Below are 15,664 nucleotides of genomic sequence, written 5' to 3'. Positions count from 1 at the left end.
CTACTTGGTCGACATCCTGGTCCGGCGATCGATCCGGACGAGCAGCTCACGGATCCGCGGCCGGAGGCCGCCGGGTGCCGTGATCCGGCTGCCGTTCGCACGGACGTGGTTCAGCTGGTCGAGGTCCACCGTCAGGTCCTTGAGCAACGCCAGGTCGCCGTCGTCGAGGGCCGCGGCCATCTCGGCGACGGTCTGCTCGATGAGGGCCCAGCGGCCGGCGTGGGTCACTTCCGCCGGCACTGTGCGCAAGGCGGCGGCAGCGTCCTGGAGTGCGGTCCGGTCCGAGTCCGAGTGGGTGGGCACCGCGTCGGTGATGATCTCGTGCAACTGCCGCGCCACCTGGGTCGGCCGGAGGGCCGGGCTCAGCTTGAAGAGCCGCAGGTTGCGCAGGAACACAGGCAACCGCTCGGGGTCCGTCCGGCCGGTGAGGACACAGAACAGCTGCCGGTCGCCGTCGGCGTCGAGAGCGTGCCGGAGGAACCGCTCCGCCTCGGTGGCCTGCCAGCGGCTCACCTCGTTGTCCACGATAAGGCACAGATGCTTGGCCGGATCGCTGCTCTGCTCGAGGAACTCCGGGTCGCTGGACAAGGACCGGTCCACCCGGAGATCGAGCGCCTTCAGCTTCGTGATGAGTTCGTCGGCCGCCCGCGGTTGCGTCCTCGGGACCGACACGAGCAGGTCGAGGCTGTACGACCGGCGCTGTGCGCGGGCCGCGGCTACGTAGGCGTCGCGATTGTCGGCGAGCAGGTCCGTTCGGTCGAACTGCTGCGCGATGACCGCGGCCACGGTTTCCAAGGCGAAGGAGATCTGGTCCGCGGACGGGACGAGCTCTTGGAGCACCGGGAGCTGCTCACCGAAGCTCCAGTACGAGACGTACGGCACCGTCGTATGCCGCAGCATCAGCTCCTGCGTCACGCTCTTCGCGAGCCAGTTCCGGAACAGCGGCGCGGTCACCTCGGCGCAGCGCTGGCGCCACGCGTCGGCGCGCTGGTACTCGACCCGGTTGTCCAGCCGGGACAGGACCGGCAACACGGTGTGCGGCGGGCGGTCGTAGGGCATCCGGTCGCGGGCGACGTTGGCGCGCTGCGCGATGTCCACCACACCCTCGACGCTTTGCTGGTTGGCGGTGAACAGCACCACCAGGCGGTCGGGCAGGTGTGCCGTGCAGATGCCGCCGATGTCCGAGATGCCGGTCCGGCTGTCGATCAGGACGAAGTCGTAGTTCTCGGTCCACTCCGCCCGGCAGCGCTCCAGGAACTCGGCGAACCCCTGGCGATACAGATCGTCCCAGTCGATGTCCTGGACCCGGCCGGTGTAGGCGGCGTCCTGCTTGCCGGCGGCCAGCAGCGACACCTCGCCGTCCACGAAGTCCAGCCGGATGGCGTGGGGCTTCGGGCGCTCGGCCCCGTCGAGGAAATCCGAGGCGAGGTCGACGACGCCCCCCTGGGGGATCTTCGGCAGGAGCTCGTCGAAGTAGTGGTGCAGGCCGGGCGCCTCGAGGTCCCAGTCGATCGTGAGCACGCGGTAGCCCCACCGGGCCAGCAGCAGGGCGACGTTGGCGAGCGTGAAGCTGCGGCCGACACCACCCTTGTACGAATAGAAGGTGACGACGGTCCCCGTCATGAGTCGAACCTCGGCAGCGGCGGGGGTGGGGGCAGCACCGGGTCGGGTCGCTCGATGGCCGGCCAGTCGGGCCGCCACGGCGGCACCTGCTTCAGCAGCTCGGCGAGATCCTGCGCGCACCGCCTGACCAGCTGGTGGAAGGGAATCCAATCCCGGCTTTCCTGGAACACCTTGTCCGGGTTGTCAAGCCCCTTGAAGTCCCACCACGACCGCTGCCTGCCTTCGTCTTCGAAATCGTTCGAATCCGAATAGCGCACGGGGTAGATCAGCCCCTGCGGGCGCTGCGGACTGGCCAGGCCGAGTACCTGTTCCCGCGCGTACATGTTGCCCCACTCCGCCATGCACCACTTCGACGTGAAGTAGGAGGCGGACAGGACGGCCAGCATGACCTTGCTGTGCCGCAGGGCGTTTTCCAGCTGCGACGGCCAGTGGACGCCGCGCGGCATCTCCTTGTCGATGAAGATCTTCGGCGCGGGCGCCATCTCGTCGACGAGGCACTCGACCAGCCGCGGGTAGAAGTGGTTCAGCAGCCAATTCTGCGCATTTCCGCGACGCGGGTAACTGATGAAGAGATCGTACTTGTATCCCGGCACGCGGTCGATGATAGGCAGGCCGAACGGCGCAACACCAGGACAAATAACTGGCCATAAACCGGGAATTGTCCAAAAACTTGCTAAAAAGTGGACAGGCGATCCGTTGTGATGATCAGGGTTCCGGTCACCTTCGCCGGGCCCAGGCGTTCGTACACGTGGGCGCAGTTCGCCGCGAAGGCGGCGTAGTCGCCTGGGCCCAGTTCGATCGGGGACTCCGCCGGGCCGGTGCGGAGGCGGCCCGTGTGGATGTGGAGGTGCTCCCACGTTCCGCTGGGGTGGGCCGCGGAGTGCTGGGGCTGCGATGTCTTCACACTGAAGTCGTAGATCTCCGCCGTTGGCGTGCGGTCCAGGAGCCAGGCTTCCACCGCCTTTCCCGTCACGTGGACGCCTTCGCCGCGGCGGATCACGCGTGGTCGCGGGGACTCCGCGATCAAGTCGGCCAATGGCGCGCCCAGGGCGTTCGCCAGTGCGTACAACGTCTCCAACGTGGGGTTTCCGCCTCCCGACTCCAGTTGCGTCAACGTCGCGCGGGCCGTTCCCGACTCGCGGGCCAGGTCGACCACCGTCAGGCCGCGGGCTTGGCGGAGACGGCGGAGGTTGAACGCGAGCGGAGTCATGTGCCTATTATGACAGGCACGGTGACCACTGAAACAGTCAAGGAGCACCGATGGTCGTCAGCAGGTTGAGGGAGATCCCCGGAATCGGCGTGAACGTCGTCGGCGACCGCGCTGATGCCGCCCGGGATCCGGGGCTTCTGCGGCTCGAGAACCTCGACACCGACGTCCCGCCGCCGTCGGTCGCGCTTGAGGTGACGCGGGCGGCCGTCGGCCGGGATGAGGCCAACAGTTACCTGCCTTTCGAGGGGCACCTCGACCTGCGGCGGGCCGCCGCTGAGCACGTCGGGCGGATCTGCGGACAGGAATACGACCCCGTCACCGAGTGCGTCAGCGTCGCCGGTGGGCTCAACGGCGTCCTCAACAGCCTGCTCGCCGTCACCGAGCCGGGGGCGGAAGTCGTCTTGAGCGATCCGATCTACGCCGGGCTCATCAATCGCGTGCGGCTCGCCGGCGGCGTGCCCAGGCACGTGAAAGCCCGCCCGACGCCGGAAGGCTGGCGGACCGATCCCGGCGAGCTCGCCGCCGCCGTCGGGCCGCGGACCGCCGCCGTGCTGCTGATGGGGCCGGCCATGCCCACCGGAGCCGTGCTCGAGCCCGCGCACCTGGACGCGCTCGCCGGGCCGGTGCGCGAGCACGGCGCCTGGGTGCTTTACGACGCCGCCATGGAGCGCATCCGGTTCGACGGACGGCCGCCGTTGCACCCGGCGAGCCATCCCGGGCTCGCCGATCGCGTGATCACCATCGGCTCGGCGTCGAAGGAGCTGCGCATGATCGGCTGGCGGGTCGGCTGGGTCGTGGGGCCCGCGCCGATCCTCGCCGACATCGCGCTCGTCGGGCTCACCAACGTCGTGTGCCAGGTCGGCATCGCGCAGCAAGGCGTCGCCGCCGCCTTGACCGCGGCCGACGCGGAGGCCGACGTCACCCGCGCCGTGGGCATCTGGCAGGAACGGTGTGAGGCCGTGCTCGAGCAGCTGGACGGCTATCCGGTCGTCCGGCCGGACGGCGGCTGGTCGCTGCTCGTCGACACGGCGGAGCTCGGGCTCGACCCGGCCGAGGCGTCGGTCCGCCTCTTCGACCGCGGCCGCGTCGCCGCGACCCCGATGACCGGCTGGGGCCCGTCCGCCGACCGCTACCTGCGGCTCGTCTTCGCCAACGAACCCGTCGAACGCCTTCAGGACCTCGGCGCGCGGTTCGCCGCCGCCTTCTGAGGTTTCAGATCACCCGCCGGCAACGTCGCAGTACGGGTAGATCTCGGTTCGTGAGTCGTCGGCGGCGGACGGGCTGCCCGCCGGCGGGACGATCCAGGTTTCCCGCTCGCCCTGAGCACACGACGGACTTGGTGGCGGCTGCGTCTCGCCGCCCAGGTCGCGGCCTTGTTCGTCGCGGAAGGTGATCGGTGTGTCAGGAGACGCCACGCCGCCGCCGATGAGCTTTCCTGTCGCGTTGCGGAACACCACTGCCGTTCTGCGGTTGATCAGAGATCGGCAGTTCGTCGACGTCTCCCGGTAATGGATGTCCACGCTCGTGGGGATCCGGGGGTTGAAGCGGGCCGTCCGCAAATACGTCGCGGCGACCGGCGAGAAGCTGCCCACCGCCTCGCGTGACACCCACGTGGTCGCGCCGGTTCCGAGCTCGACCGACGCCACCTTCGCCTTGCGGTACGTTTCCTCGCCTGTTCCGATTCGCTGGCCCGGCAGGATAATCGGTATCTCCACCGTCAGCGGCGAAGTTCCGGTTTCGGTCAGCTCGGCGTGTGCCGCGTCGAACAACCGGAAAGTGACTTTGGTTCGGTATGCGACGCTGCTGCTGGTGTTCTCGAGGACAGCCCCGAGGCTCACCGCGGTGTTCGCATCCTGGGTGAAACCTTGTTCGACGACCTGCACCGCGCCACCACCCGGCGCGGCCGGTGCCGAAGCCGCTTCTCCGGAGACTTTGTCCGGGATGTCGCACCGATCACGCGCCGAGTCGCCGACCCACGGCAGTTTCCCGCCCGCGACGACGACGATCCCCGCCACCACCAGCGCCGCCGCTGCGATCAGGGCCATCGATTGGGATTTGGTCATGCGTAGTGCCGGATCTTCAACTGACGGACCTTCGCCCGGTAGTCCTGGACGAGGATCGTGACTGCTTCCTTCGTCCGCGCGGCGAACTGGTCCTCGGTCAGCTTCCACACCGTGCCGGGGACGATGCGCACCGAGATGTCCTGCATGCCCACGGCGGAGAAGGTGATCCGCCCGTCGCTCGACGCGCCGCTGGATTCGATCTGCGAGCGTTCGCTCAAGAATGCGTGGTCCCGCTCGTCGTGTGGCGCAATGTCCAATGCCGAATCGTCGATCGCCGCACGGTACTCGCGCAGCCAGGCCGCATACAACAACCGAGCCAAGCCGGCGAGGTGGCGCTCCAAACCACTCTCGTTCAGGAATCCGTAGACGCTTTCTCCGAAGGAGATCGTGATGTCCGCACCGTTGCGCAGCTCCGCTTCGATCTCCGTGCCCGGCGCGCGGACGCGCACGTAGATGCTGTCCAGACGATCTGCCAACTGGCCCATGGTCGTAGCCGCCTATTCCGCGTCGCCGAGACCGCCGCTGCCGGTGATCTGCCCCGGAGGCGTGCCGGCCAGCGCGGGACGTGCGGCGACGAAGTAATTGCTGTTCTCATTCACCAGTTGAGTGATCTTGCTGATGCTTTCGGTGATCTTCGTCTCCGCCTTCTGGACCACCTGGGTAAGCTGGTCGATCGCAGCCTTCATGGAATTGGTGATCTGCAGCGCGGTTTCACCGCCGCCCTTCGGCGGGTCCGACAGACTGTCCGGCGGCAGAGTGGCACCCACCTGCGCTGCCGCCCCGATCACTTGAAGCGCGAGCGGAGCGGCGGCGCCCTCGGTCGCGACGGTGAGGATCGCCGCACCGACCGCGCCGAGCGAGGACAACACCGTGAACGAGACGTTCCACGTGTTCTTGTCGCAGCACTTGTTGTCGAAGGCGTCCATCGTGGCGTGGGCGATCTTGTCGATGTCCTTGCGCGTGCTGTCCCACATCGCCTGATGCGCTTCCAGCGAAGCTTTCAGTATCGACGTGAGGATGAACTGGTTGGTCGAGATCGACGGGAACGGGTCGAGGAACTTCTGCTTGAAGGTCATCGCGGCCTGGCCCGTCCAGTCCTCCAGGTAGTCGCTCGCCGTGTGCATCTTGTCGAGCGTCGGATTCGCGAGGTAGGGATCCTTGTCGATCGGGTCTTCGTTCGTACGACCACTGGACAGACCGTGCATCACCACGGACAGGTCGTCGATCATCGGCTGGTACTTGGCCGGGTCGGGGATCTTCGAGAACGGCTTGTACAGCGGTTCGACGAGTTGCTGGTAGTAACCGTCGACACCGTTGCGGGCGTACTCGGGCTCCGCTTCCTTGTTGTCCAGAGCGTGCTTGGTCGCCAGGAACTTGATCTGGCTGGCATGCTCCATCAACTGCTCGAAGCTCACGATGTCACTTCCCGGGCTTCGGTTCGCCGCGTTCGGCCTGCAGCCGGCGAAGTTCCTCGGCCGCGCCCCGGTCGATCGCCTCGTACGCCGCCACCGCCTTGACGAGAGCGGTCGCCGTGTCGTCCAGGTTGGTCCGGGTTTCCTGCATGAACTTCGCCGCCACACCGTGCAGAGCCACCCAGGCCGCGTGGACCGGCCCCGGGTCGCCGCCGAAGTGGTCGGGCCGCGCCATCACCCCGTCGAGACCGGATCGAGCGTGGCCGTATTTGGCCACAGCGTCACCGTAGATGGCCGAAACCGACGGGAGGTCGTCCTTCGCGACGACGAGCAATTTGTACAGGTCAACGCCAAGATCTGCCCCGTGATCGGGCATGGTTCCCCCTCAGCCTCGGTTCAGCCGCCGCCCGGCAGGCCAGGAGCGGCAGTTTTCGAGTTCCCCCCTCGAATGACCCGACCCTAGCAGCACTTCACGACTCAGCCGACCACCCGAAAGTGGGTGCTCGGGCGGTCGCTCACGCAGGTCTCCCGCCAAGAGCCGCGGCTGTGCTCGACGCACCGGCGAGCAGCACCACGGCGGCGACGGCCAGCGCGAAAGCCGTCGACGTCGTGGCCGCCAGCACTCCGAGGATCGCCACTCCGAGGGCGGCGCCCGTCTGACGGGACGCGTTCAACGCTCCGCCCGCGATGCCCGCCAGTTCCGGTGGAGCCGAGCCGACCACCGCGGTCAGCAGCGAAGGGATCGCGAACGACACCCCGAAACCCAGCAACGCCAACGCGATCACCGACAGCGCCGCCGACGTCGAAAGTGCCTGGAGCAGCGTTCCCGAAGCCATCAACAGGAAGCCGGACACCGCTGGGGCGCGCGGGCCGATGCGGGCCACCAGGCGGCCGGTGAAGATCGGGTTGAACGCCGTCGGGATCGTCAGCGGGAGGAACGCCAAGCCCGTCGACGACGGCGCGTAGCCGCGGGTCTCCTGGAAGTACAGCGACAGGACGAACAGGACGCCGGACAGTCCGAAGTTCACGATCGCACCCGCCACCAAACCGAGGGGGAACGTGCGGGTGGCGAAGAGGCGCGACGGCAGCATCGAGTCCGGACGGCGTTGCGACACGACGAACACCGCGGCCGCCACCAGGGACACCGGCAGAGCCCAAAAAGTGCGCTCGACCAGCGCGTAGGTCAATGTCGACAAAGCGACTACCGCCGACACCTGGCCCGTCACGTCGGTGCGGCCCGGCTTGGGCGGGGTCGTCGGAGCCGAACGGGACAGCGCGAGGGCCACCAGGGCCACCGGGACGTTCACCACGAAGATCGCTCGCCAGCCGAACGCCTGCGTCAGCACGCCGCCCAGGAGGGGGCCCGCCACCAGGCCCGTTCCGCTCAACGCCGCCCACACGCCCATCGCCTTGGCGCGCGCGGCCGGCACCGGGTGGGCCGCCGCGATCAGGGACAGCGACGACGGCACCAGCAACGCTCCCGCGACGCCCAGCGAAGCCCGGAGCGCGATCAACATCGACGGCGACACCGAGAACGCCGAAAGCAAGGAGAGCACGGCGAACGAGATCAGCCCCGTGAAGAACACCCGGCGGGCGCCGAAGCGGTCGGACCACGCCCCCGCCGTCAGGAGGAACGCCGCGAACGTCAGCGTGTAGCCGTTCGAGATCCATTGCTGGTCGGAAAGCGACGGGGAAAGCGCGGGAAGGGCCACCGTCACGATCGTCGTGTCCAGCATGACCAGGAAGTAGCCCAGGGAGAGGCCCGTCAGGAGTCTTGTCACGAGGAAAAGCCTGGACGCTCGGTGACATCGGTGGAAGCAGGCAGTTACGATGGCCGGTATCGGGAACACCGATGGGGGCCCCATGGAACTGCGTCACCTGCGCACCTTCCGCGTCGTCGCGCGGACGCTCAACTTCACCCACGCCGCCGGCGAACTGCACTACGCGCAGTCCAGCGTCACCGAACAGATCCAGGCCCTGGAAGCCGAACTCGGTGCGAAGCTGTTCGACCGCGGGAGGCGGCTCCGGCTCACCGCGGCCGGGGAACGGCTGGTCGGGTACGCCGATCAGGTCCTCGAACTCGTCGAGGAAGCGAAGGCCGCCGTCGACGACGAACGCGGCGAACCCGAAGGGGACCTGACCATCGGCGCCCTCGAAACGCTTTGCGCCCACCGGATTCCGGACATCTTCAGCGCCTACCGGACGCGGTGGCCGCGGGTGCGGGTGACGCTCAAGGAAGGCGGCCGCGGTGAGCTCTACCAGGCCGTGCAACGGTCCGAAATGGACGTTTGCTTCACCTTCGGGGACGCACCCGCCGATCCCGCGCTGGCCAGCCGGGCACTCGGCGAAGAACCGCTCGTCGTGATCGTGCCGCCGGGGCATCCCCTGGCCGGCAAGGAAGAGATCCGGCCCGGCGACCTCCGCGGGGTCGGCTTCCTCGCCACGCCGAAGGGGTGCGGCTTCCGAGAGATGCTGGACCGGCTCGACGGGCCCGTCGTCGAGGCCGAGGTCGGCAGCCTCGCCGCCCTCGGACGCTGCGTGGCCGCCGGGATGGGGGCCGGGATCGTGCCCGCCCTCGTCGGACACGAAGGCGCGGTCGCGATCCCCCTGGCCGGGGAGACGACCGCGGTCACCATGACCTGGCGGCGGCGCGACGAGCACAAACCGAGCGTCGCCGCGCTGCTCACCACCGCCTACGCGTTGTCCAGCAAGGACATCAGTTCATCCGGAATGTCCAAAGTGAACGCCGGTGCGATCGACTCGTAGTGCTCCCACGTGCGCGGGCCGATCAGCGGGATGACCCCGCGACGCAGCAACCACGCCAGCGCCACCTGGTTGCCGGACGCGCCCAGCGACGCCGCCACCTTCGCCACCGCCGCCAGCCGGGCCGCCGAATCCGGGCCCGCGTAGGACCGCCAGATCTGCGTCGATTCGCGATACGCCGCGTCGTCGTAGATCCCGCGCAGCAGGGCTGAATACGCCGCCAGGGAGACGTCCGGGTGCTGCGAAAGCCAGTCGAGCAGTTCGCCGCCGGCGATGGACGGGGAGTCGGCGCCGGTCGGGCGCAGGTACGAGTGCTGGACCTGGACCGCCACCGGTGACGCCCAGCCGTGGGACGACGCCAGTGCACGGATCCGCTCCAGGCGCCACGTCCGGACGTTGCTCCAGCCGATGTACCGCACCTTCCCGGCGCGCACCACGGCGTCCAATGCGGACAGTGTCTCCTCCAGCGGCACGGACCGGTCGTCCACGTGGACGTAGTACAGGTCGATGTGGTCCGTGCCCAGCCGCCGCAGGCTCGCCTCCACCTCGCGCCGGATCACCGCGGCGCTCGCCCCTTCGTAGGTGCGCTCCCGCGCCTCCCAGTCCGTCGTCCCGTCCGGGCGGGACGCGGCGCGGGCCGCGGGGAGGTCCGTGATGCCCGCCGCCACCTTCGTCGCCAGGAACACGCGGTCCCGGCGCCCGCGGAGCAGCCGGCCCAGCGTGGTCTCGCTCTCGCCGCCGGCGAACGACGGGCCCGCCCACCACGCGTAGCAGTTCGCCGTGTCCAGGAAGTCGCCACCCGCGTCGAGGTACGCGTCCAGGATGCGGGCCGACGTCGGTTCGTCCGTCGACGTGCCCATCGTCATGCAGCCCAGAGACACCTGGCTCACCTGCCGGCCGGTCCGGCCCAGTTCCACCTTCTTCATGAACACGAACCTAGAAGACAATCGGTCCGGTACTACAGTCCAATGACGTGGCTGGATCACAGACCAATTGGGATGTCCTGCTCGAGCTGACCGGGCCGGGCCCGAAGCACGAACAGCTGGCCCGCGCCCTGCGGAAGGCCGTCCGGGACGGCGGCCTCGAGGACGGCGTCGCGGTGCCGCCCAGCCGCCGGCTCGCCGCCGAACTCGGATGCTCGCGGTGGGTCGTCACGCAGGCGTACGCCCAGCTCGTCGCCGAGGGGTACCTGGCCGGGCGCACCGGATCGGCGACCCGGGTCCGGCGGGCCGGCAGCGCCGCCGAGCCGAAACCGCGGCCCCGGGCGGCGCCTCCGCGGTACGACCTCGCGCCCGGCCTGCCCGACCTGCGGAACTTCCCGCGGCAGCGGTGGGCGGACGCGGTCCGCGGTGTCCTCACGACCGTGCCGCACGCGGAGTTCGGGCTGCCCGACCGCGCCGGCCACCCCCGGCTGCGGCGCGTGCTCGCCGGCTACCTGCGGCGCGTGCGCGGCGCCGATCCGGGCGACATCGTCATCTGCGCCGGCGTCACCGACGGCGTGACCCGCGTCTGCCACGCCCTGCGCGAGCGGGGCGTCACGCGGCTCGCCGTCGAAGATCCGGGGTGGACGCGGCTGTGGCGGGCCGCCGAAAGCGCCGGGATGACCGTCGATCCGGTGCCGGTCGACGGGGAGGGCCTCGACGTCAGCCGGATCCCGCCGGGGACGCGGGCGGTCCTCGTGACGCCCGCGCACCAGTTCCCGGTCGGCGCCGTGCTCTCCCCGCGGCGCCGGGCCGAGCTGCTGGCGTGGGCGCGGGACGTCGACGGGGTGGTCCTCGAGGACGACTACGACGCCGAATTCCGCTACGACCGGCGGCCGGTCGGCACCGTCCAGGGCATGGACCCGGCGCGGGTCGCGCTGCTCGGGTCGGTCAGCAAGACGCTCAGCCCGGCACTCGGCCTCGGCTGGGTCGCGCTCCCTCCACAGTGGACGATTTCGGCGGCGGCGCCCCCGGTGATCGACCAGCTCGCGCTCGCCGGGTTCGTCGACAGCGGCGGCTACGACCGGTACCTGCGGGCCGCCCGGCTGCGGTACCGCGCCCGGCGCGACCGGCTCGTCGCCGCGCTCGGCCCTGCACGCCTCTCCGGGGTCGCCGCCGGGCTCCACCTCGTCCTGCACCTCGACCGGGACGCGCGAGCGGTGGTGCGGGAGGCGCGGGAGAAGGGCGTGAAAGTGGCCGACCTCGACGACTACCGCGTCGCGCCCGGCGAGCCCGCGCTCGTCCTCGGCTACGGCAACCTCGCCGACAACGCTGTCGAAACCGCCGCCCGGTTGCTGCGCGAAGCGGCCGGTTGAGGGCTTCTCAAACCGGCGCCGAAGTGAGAGGCTGCTGACCGATTCGGTCCCCGATCCACTTCTGACAACGTTGTCACCTGGGAGGTGCGCCCCATGGGGTCGCAGAGAAGACGGCTGGTCGCCGCCGCGGCCATCGGGCTCGTGGTCGCCGCCACGACCCAGGCCACCGCACACGCCGCCGAGCCGGTCGACCCGGTTTCGCTGGTCAACCCGTTCGTCGGCACGCAGAACTTCGGCAACACCTTCCCCGGCGCGAGCGCGCCCTTCGGGATGGTGCAGGTCAGCCCGGACACCGGCGGGCAGGGCGGCTACGACTACCTGCAGAACGCGATCTACGGCTTCAGCCAGACGCACCTGTCCGGCGTCGGCTGCGGCGTGATGGGCGAGCTGCCGGTCATGCCGACCACCGGCGCGGTCGACAACGTTGACAAGAACGCATACAAGTCCGAGTACAGCCACGACGACGAACACGCCGAGCCCGGCTACTACCGCGTCGGCCTCAAGAAGTACGGGATCGACGCCGAGCTGACGGCGACCGCGCGCACCGGCTGGCAGCGCTACACCTTCCCTTCGTCCGGGCAGGCGAACGTCCTGTTCAACACCGGCCAGGCCAACCAGTCCGTCAAGGACTCCGAAATCCACATCGTCGGCGACCGCACCCTCGAAGGCCGCGTCCGCGCCGGCGGGTTCTGCGCCGGGCACGACGAGCACACCGTCTACTTCACGGCCACCTTCGACCGGCCGTTCAGCTCGTACGGCACCTGGCGCGGCTCGACGCGCACCGACGGCAGCCGCGACGCGGCGGGCACCGGCAGCAACGGCGCCTGGGCGAGCTTCGACGCGACCACCGACCACGACGTCGTGCTCAAGGTCGGCCTGTCCTACACCGGGCTCGACGGCGCGCGGAAGAACCTCGCGGCGGAGACGTCGAACTACGACTTCGACGCCACCCGCGCCGCCCTGCACCAGCAGTGGGCCGACCGCCTCGGCGCGATCAAGATCGCCGGGGGCACCCCCGAGCGGCAGACGGCGTTCTACACCGCGCTCTACCACGCGCAGCTGCACCCGAACCTGGCCGGCGACACCGATGGCGCGTACACCGGCTTCGACGGCAAGGTGCACACCGCGAGCGGCTACACGCCGTACCAGAACTTCTCGCTCTGGGACACCTACCGGCCGCAGAACCAGCTGCTCGAGATGCTGGAACCGCAGGTCGCGCGGGACGTCGCGCTGTCGGTCGTGGCGATCGGCCGCGACGGCGGGTGGCTGCCGCGCTGGGCGCTGGCCGAGAGCGAAACCAACATCATGACCGGTGACCCGGTGACGCCGTTCCTCGTCGAGGCGTGGTCGAAGGGCCTGCTCGCCGGGCACGAAGAAGAGGCGTACGCGCTGCTCAAGAAGAACGCGACGAGCACGCCGCCCGCCGACTCGCCGTACAACGGCCGCTCCGGCGTCAACTACTACAACGACCGCGGCTACATCCCGAGCGGGCTCGAACTCGGCAAGGACTGCGCGGCCAAGGGCGGCGACAACGACTGCGAGCACCCGGCGTCCGCGACCATGGAGTACTCGGCGGCCGACGCGGCGCTGGCGCTGATGGCCCGCGGGCTGGGCCACGGCGCCGACGCGAAGATGTTCGCCGACCGCGGCCAGTGGTACAAGAACTTGTGGGACTCCTCGATCCAGCAGTTCCGCCCGCGCACCACCGAGGGCACCTTCCTCACGCCGTACAACCCGGTCGACGCCGACCACCAGTTCCACGAAGGCGGCGCCTACCAGTACCAGTGGCTCGTGCCGCAGGACCCGGCCGGGCTCGTCTCCCTGATGGGCGGCAAGAAGACGACGGAGAAGCGGCTTGACTCCTTCTTCGCCTACGACAACCTGCTGAAGGATCCGGCGGGCACCGCGCGCAACGACTGGATCTCCAGCCCGTACGACTACTACGGCAAGGCGACCTACAACCCGAACAACGAGCCCGACCTGCTCGCGCCGTACATGTACCTGTGGGCGGGCGCGCCGGCCAAGACCGCGACCGTCGTCCGCGCGGCGATGACGCTGTTCACCACCGGCCCGGACGGCATGACCGGCAACGACGACCTCGGCACGATGTCGGCCTGGTACGTCTTCTCGTCGCTCGGGCTGTACCCGACGATGAGCGGCGCGAACTTCCTCGCGCTGTCGAGCCCGCAGTTCGAGTCGGCGACCGTCCGGATCGGACAGTACGGCTCTTCGCAGGGCGGGACGCTCACGGTCTCGGCGCCGGGCGCGAGCGACGTGAACCGGTACGTCCAGAGCGTGTCGCTCAACGGCCGCGCCGTCCGGCAGACGTCGCTGGACTGGTCTTCGCTGGCGCACGGCGGGACCCTCGCCCACCAGCTCGGGTCGAAGCCCTCTTCGTGGGGGACTTCGAGCGAGCCGCCGTCGGTGAACAACGCCCCCGGTGACCCGCGGCGGCACGTCGACGCGTCGCTGCGGCAGTCGTCCGTGGTGATTCCCGCGGGCTCGGCGCAGCAGGTGCACCTCGACCTGGACGTCCTCGCGCAGAACCCGGCGCTGCAGCCGGTGACCGTCTCGGTCTCGGCTCCGGCCGGGTGGAAGACGCAGGCCCAGCCGCTGCAGCTGGTCTGGTCGGGGCGGCTGCCGGTGCAGAAGACGGTGCCGATCACCGTGACCGTGCCCGCCGGGACCGCGCTCGGGCGCTACCCGGTGCAGGTCAAGGTGGCCGGCCTCGGCGCGAACACGGTGACCCGTTCCGCGACCGTCGAGGTCCGGACGCCTTCGGCGTGCGCGTCTTCCGGCCCTTCGTGCGCGGTCGACCTGGGCCGCGACCTCAACCACGACGGCACGGCGACGGTGGCGGCGTCTTCGGAGGGCAACTTCGACGGCGGCGGCTGGAGCTACGACGCCGCGCTGCTGCCGGCCGCGGGCCCGGTGACCTGGGGCGGCGTCACCTACGCGGCGCCGGACGCCACCGGCACCGCGGCGAACTTCGTCGAGGCGCGGGGCCAGTCGCTGCTGCTCCCCGCGGGTCAGCACGCGGCGCTGCGGCTGGTCGGGGCGTCGCACAACGGCCCGGTGTCGACGACGCTGACCGCGCACTACACGGACGGCACGAGCGCCGACCTCGCCGTGACGTTCGGCGACTGGGCGGGGTCGGGCAGCCCGGTGGTGCTCGAGATGCCGCACCGGATCAAGGCGGGCAGCGGCGTCGACGGGCCACCGGTCCGGCTGTTCGGGATTTCGGCCGGGCTCGACGGCGGGAAGACGCTGCAGTCGGTCAGCCTGCCGAACGACCCGCGGGTCGAGATCTACGCGCTCACCCTGGCGTGACGGTTCGGTTCGCCGGGTCGCCGGCGAACCGTTCCACCAGGTCAGGGAAGCCGAAGACGGTGATCCTCGCGATGCCGCCCTTGCCGGGGGTCAGCACCGCCAGGCCGAACGGCTCGCCGCGGTACCAGGCGGCCGCCGCGGGTTGGCCGTTCGCGCGGGTCGGCGTCATGTGCCACTCGCCCGGCTCGCCCATTACGTGTCGCAAGAACGCGACACAAGTCCGCTTTCCGGCGAACCACGTCCGGGACGGCACCGGCTCGATGACGGCGTCGTCGCGCAGGACGCGCTCCAGCGCCGCCAGGTCCGAGTTCATGAACGCGCTCATGTAGCGGTCGAGGAGTTCGCGCTGCTCGGGCTCGGTGAGGTCGTCGTCGTAGTCGGGCGCGTCGGCGAGGGTCGCGCGGGCGCGCTGGAGGGTGCTCTTCACGGCGGTGACGGTGGTGCCGAGCATCTCCGCGACGTCGGCAGCCGGGAAGGCGAGCACCTCACGCAGGATGAGCACGGCACGCTGCCGCGGCGGGAGCAGCTGAAGCCCGGCGATCAACGCCAGCCGGACGCCGTCGCGGGCCACGGCGATCTCCGCGGGGTCGTCCGCCTCGTCGGTGATCAAGGCGTCCGGGATCGGCCGCGGCCAGAGGTCCGTGGGTTCGGCCGGAACGGCCGGAGCATCCGGATCGGCGGCGGGCGCCCCCAGCCCGGACGGCAGCGGCCGCCGTCCCCGCTGCTCGAGCGCGGTGAGGCAGGCGTTCGTCGCGATCCGGTAGAGCCAGGAGCGGACGGACGCGCGGCCCTCGAAGCGGTCGTACGAACGCCAGGCGCGCAGGTAGGTCTCCTGCACGACGTCTTCGGCCTCGTCGGGGGTGCCGAGCATGCGGTAGCAGTGCGCGAGCAGCTCACGCCGGTAGGGCTCGAAGTCCGGAGTCACCACGGTCATGATCCTCTGACCGCCGGGGACGGCGAAAGGAAT

General features: G+C 70.0%; 14 protein-coding genes. 4 read left to right on the top strand and 10 right to left on the bottom strand.

Features of this window, described 5'->3' with window-relative positions:
* The 3 genes from ACH54P_RS34750 to ACH54P_RS34740 all read right to left on the bottom strand — a co-directional run bounded on the left by ACH54P_RS34750 (position 1) and on the right by ACH54P_RS34740 (position 2,833).
* Positions 1 to 1,623 (bottom strand): CATRA system-associated protein, encoded by a 1,623-nt coding sequence (locus ACH54P_RS34750; protein ID WP_489907526.1) that lies wholly within the window; start codon positions 1,621 to 1,623, stop codon positions 1 to 3.
* Complete coding sequence (locus tag ACH54P_RS34745; protein ID WP_489907525.1) at positions 1,620 to 2,216, bottom strand: toll/interleukin-1 receptor domain-containing protein; 597 nt, start codon at positions 2,214 to 2,216, stop codon at positions 1,620 to 1,622. The genes ACH54P_RS34750 and ACH54P_RS34745 overlap by 4 nt, the downstream gene beginning before the upstream one ends.
* 80 nt (positions 2,217 to 2,296) lie before the next feature.
* Positions 2,297 to 2,833: a helix-turn-helix domain-containing protein gene (locus tag ACH54P_RS34740; RefSeq protein ID WP_489907524.1), complete on the bottom strand. Its 537-nt coding sequence runs from the start codon at positions 2,831 to 2,833 to the stop codon at positions 2,297 to 2,299.
* A gap of 50 nt (positions 2,834 to 2,883) precedes the next feature.
* Here ACH54P_RS34740 and ACH54P_RS34735 point away from each other — a divergent pair, with 50 nt between their 5' ends.
* Complete coding sequence (locus ACH54P_RS34735) at positions 2,884 to 4,041, top strand: pyridoxal phosphate-dependent aminotransferase (RefSeq protein ID WP_489907523.1); 1,158 nt, start codon at positions 2,884 to 2,886, stop codon at positions 4,039 to 4,041.
* A 9-nt stretch (positions 4,042 to 4,050) separates the two neighbouring features.
* Here ACH54P_RS34735 and ACH54P_RS34730 read toward each other — a convergent pair whose 3' ends face one another.
* The 5 genes from ACH54P_RS34730 to ACH54P_RS34710 form a co-directional block, all read right to left on the bottom strand.
* Positions 4,051 to 4,896, bottom strand: coding sequence for a hypothetical protein (locus tag ACH54P_RS34730; RefSeq protein ID WP_489907522.1), 846 nt, complete (start codon positions 4,894 to 4,896; stop codon positions 4,051 to 4,053).
* Positions 4,893 to 5,381 carry a hypothetical protein gene (locus tag ACH54P_RS34725; RefSeq protein ID WP_489907521.1) on the bottom strand — a complete coding sequence of 163 codons (489 nt, stop codon included), beginning with the start codon at positions 5,379 to 5,381 and terminating at the stop codon, positions 4,893 to 4,895. Before ACH54P_RS34725 ends, ACH54P_RS34730 begins: the two co-directional genes overlap by 4 nt.
* A 12-nt stretch (positions 5,382 to 5,393) precedes the next feature.
* Entirely contained in the window at positions 5,394 to 6,311 is a 918-nt protein-coding gene (locus ACH54P_RS34720; RefSeq protein ID WP_489907520.1) for a hypothetical protein, read from the bottom strand.
* 4 nt (positions 6,312 to 6,315) lie between these two features.
* Positions 6,316 to 6,684, bottom strand: coding sequence for a type VII secretion target (locus ACH54P_RS34715; RefSeq protein WP_489907519.1), 369 nt, complete (start codon positions 6,682 to 6,684; stop codon positions 6,316 to 6,318).
* 139 nt (positions 6,685 to 6,823) lie between these two features.
* The gene (locus ACH54P_RS34710; protein ID WP_489907518.1) at positions 6,824 to 8,089 is read right to left on the bottom strand and encodes an MFS transporter; all 1,266 of its coding nucleotides are present in this window, start codon (positions 8,087 to 8,089) and stop codon (positions 6,824 to 6,826) included.
* A gap of 82 nt (positions 8,090 to 8,171) precedes the next feature.
* Here ACH54P_RS34710 and ACH54P_RS34705 point away from each other — a divergent pair, with 82 nt between their 5' ends.
* Entirely contained in the window at positions 8,172 to 9,074 is a 903-nt protein-coding gene (locus tag ACH54P_RS34705; protein ID WP_489907517.1) for a LysR family transcriptional regulator, read from the top strand.
* Here the strand turns inward: ACH54P_RS34705 and ACH54P_RS34700 are convergent.
* Entirely contained in the window at positions 9,002 to 9,997 is a 996-nt protein-coding gene (locus ACH54P_RS34700; RefSeq protein ID WP_489907516.1) for an aldo/keto reductase, read from the bottom strand. The two genes, ACH54P_RS34705 and ACH54P_RS34700, sit on opposite strands and share 73 nt — an antisense overlap.
* Positions 9,998 to 10,044: 47 nt before the next feature.
* Here ACH54P_RS34700 and pdxR point away from each other — a divergent pair, with 47 nt between their 5' ends.
* Both pdxR and ACH54P_RS34690 read left to right on the top strand, forming a co-directional pair.
* Positions 10,045 to 11,367 (top strand): MocR-like pyridoxine biosynthesis transcription factor PdxR, encoded by a 1,323-nt coding sequence (pdxR, locus tag ACH54P_RS34695; RefSeq protein ID WP_489907515.1) that lies wholly within the window; start codon positions 10,045 to 10,047, stop codon positions 11,365 to 11,367.
* Positions 11,368 to 11,460: 93 nt separating this feature from the next.
* Complete coding sequence (locus ACH54P_RS34690; protein ID WP_489907514.1) at positions 11,461 to 14,697, top strand: GH92 family glycosyl hydrolase; 3,237 nt, start codon at positions 11,461 to 11,463, stop codon at positions 14,695 to 14,697.
* Here the strand turns inward: ACH54P_RS34690 and ACH54P_RS34685 are convergent.
* Positions 14,684 to 15,631 (bottom strand): RNA polymerase subunit sigma-70, encoded by a 948-nt coding sequence (locus ACH54P_RS34685; protein WP_489907513.1) that lies wholly within the window; start codon positions 15,629 to 15,631, stop codon positions 14,684 to 14,686. The two genes, ACH54P_RS34690 and ACH54P_RS34685, sit on opposite strands and share 14 nt — an antisense overlap.
* Between the last annotated feature and the right edge of the window lie 33 nt (positions 15,632 to 15,664).

This window comes from Amycolatopsis sp. N2S4-7, assembly GCF_058119595.1.
This window is presented reverse-complemented; position numbering and strand designations above follow the sequence as displayed.

Excerpts from the sequence above, each read along its gene's own strand:
- ACH54P_RS34750 (WP_489907526.1), bottom strand. The coding sequence starts at position 1,623 with ATGACGGGGACCGTCGTCACCTTCTATTCGTACAAGGGTGGTGTCGGC.
- ACH54P_RS34740 (WP_489907524.1), bottom strand. The coding sequence starts at position 2,833 with ATGACTCCGCTCGCGTTCAACCTCCGCCGTCTCCGCCAAGCCCGCGGC.
- ACH54P_RS34735 (WP_489907523.1), top strand. The coding sequence starts at position 2,884 with ATGGTCGTCAGCAGGTTGAGGGAGATCCCCGGAATCGGCGTGAACGTC.
- ACH54P_RS34730 (WP_489907522.1), bottom strand. The coding sequence starts at position 4,896 with ATGACCAAATCCCAATCGATGGCCCTGATCGCAGCGGCGGCGCTGGTG.
- ACH54P_RS34725 (WP_489907521.1), bottom strand. The coding sequence starts at position 5,381 with ATGGGCCAGTTGGCAGATCGTCTGGACAGCATCTACGTGCGCGTCCGC.
- ACH54P_RS34715 (WP_489907519.1), bottom strand. The coding sequence starts at position 6,684 with ATGCCCGATCACGGGGCAGATCTTGGCGTTGACCTGTACAAATTGCTC.
- ACH54P_RS34705 (WP_489907517.1), top strand. The coding sequence starts at position 8,172 with ATGGAACTGCGTCACCTGCGCACCTTCCGCGTCGTCGCGCGGACGCTC.
- ACH54P_RS34700 (WP_489907516.1), bottom strand. The coding sequence starts at position 9,997 with ATGAAGAAGGTGGAACTGGGCCGGACCGGCCGGCAGGTGAGCCAGGTG.
- ACH54P_RS34690 (WP_489907514.1), top strand. The coding sequence starts at position 11,461 with ATGGGGTCGCAGAGAAGACGGCTGGTCGCCGCCGCGGCCATCGGGCTC.
- ACH54P_RS34685 (WP_489907513.1), bottom strand. The coding sequence starts at position 15,631 with ATGACCGTGGTGACTCCGGACTTCGAGCCCTACCGGCGTGAGCTGCTC.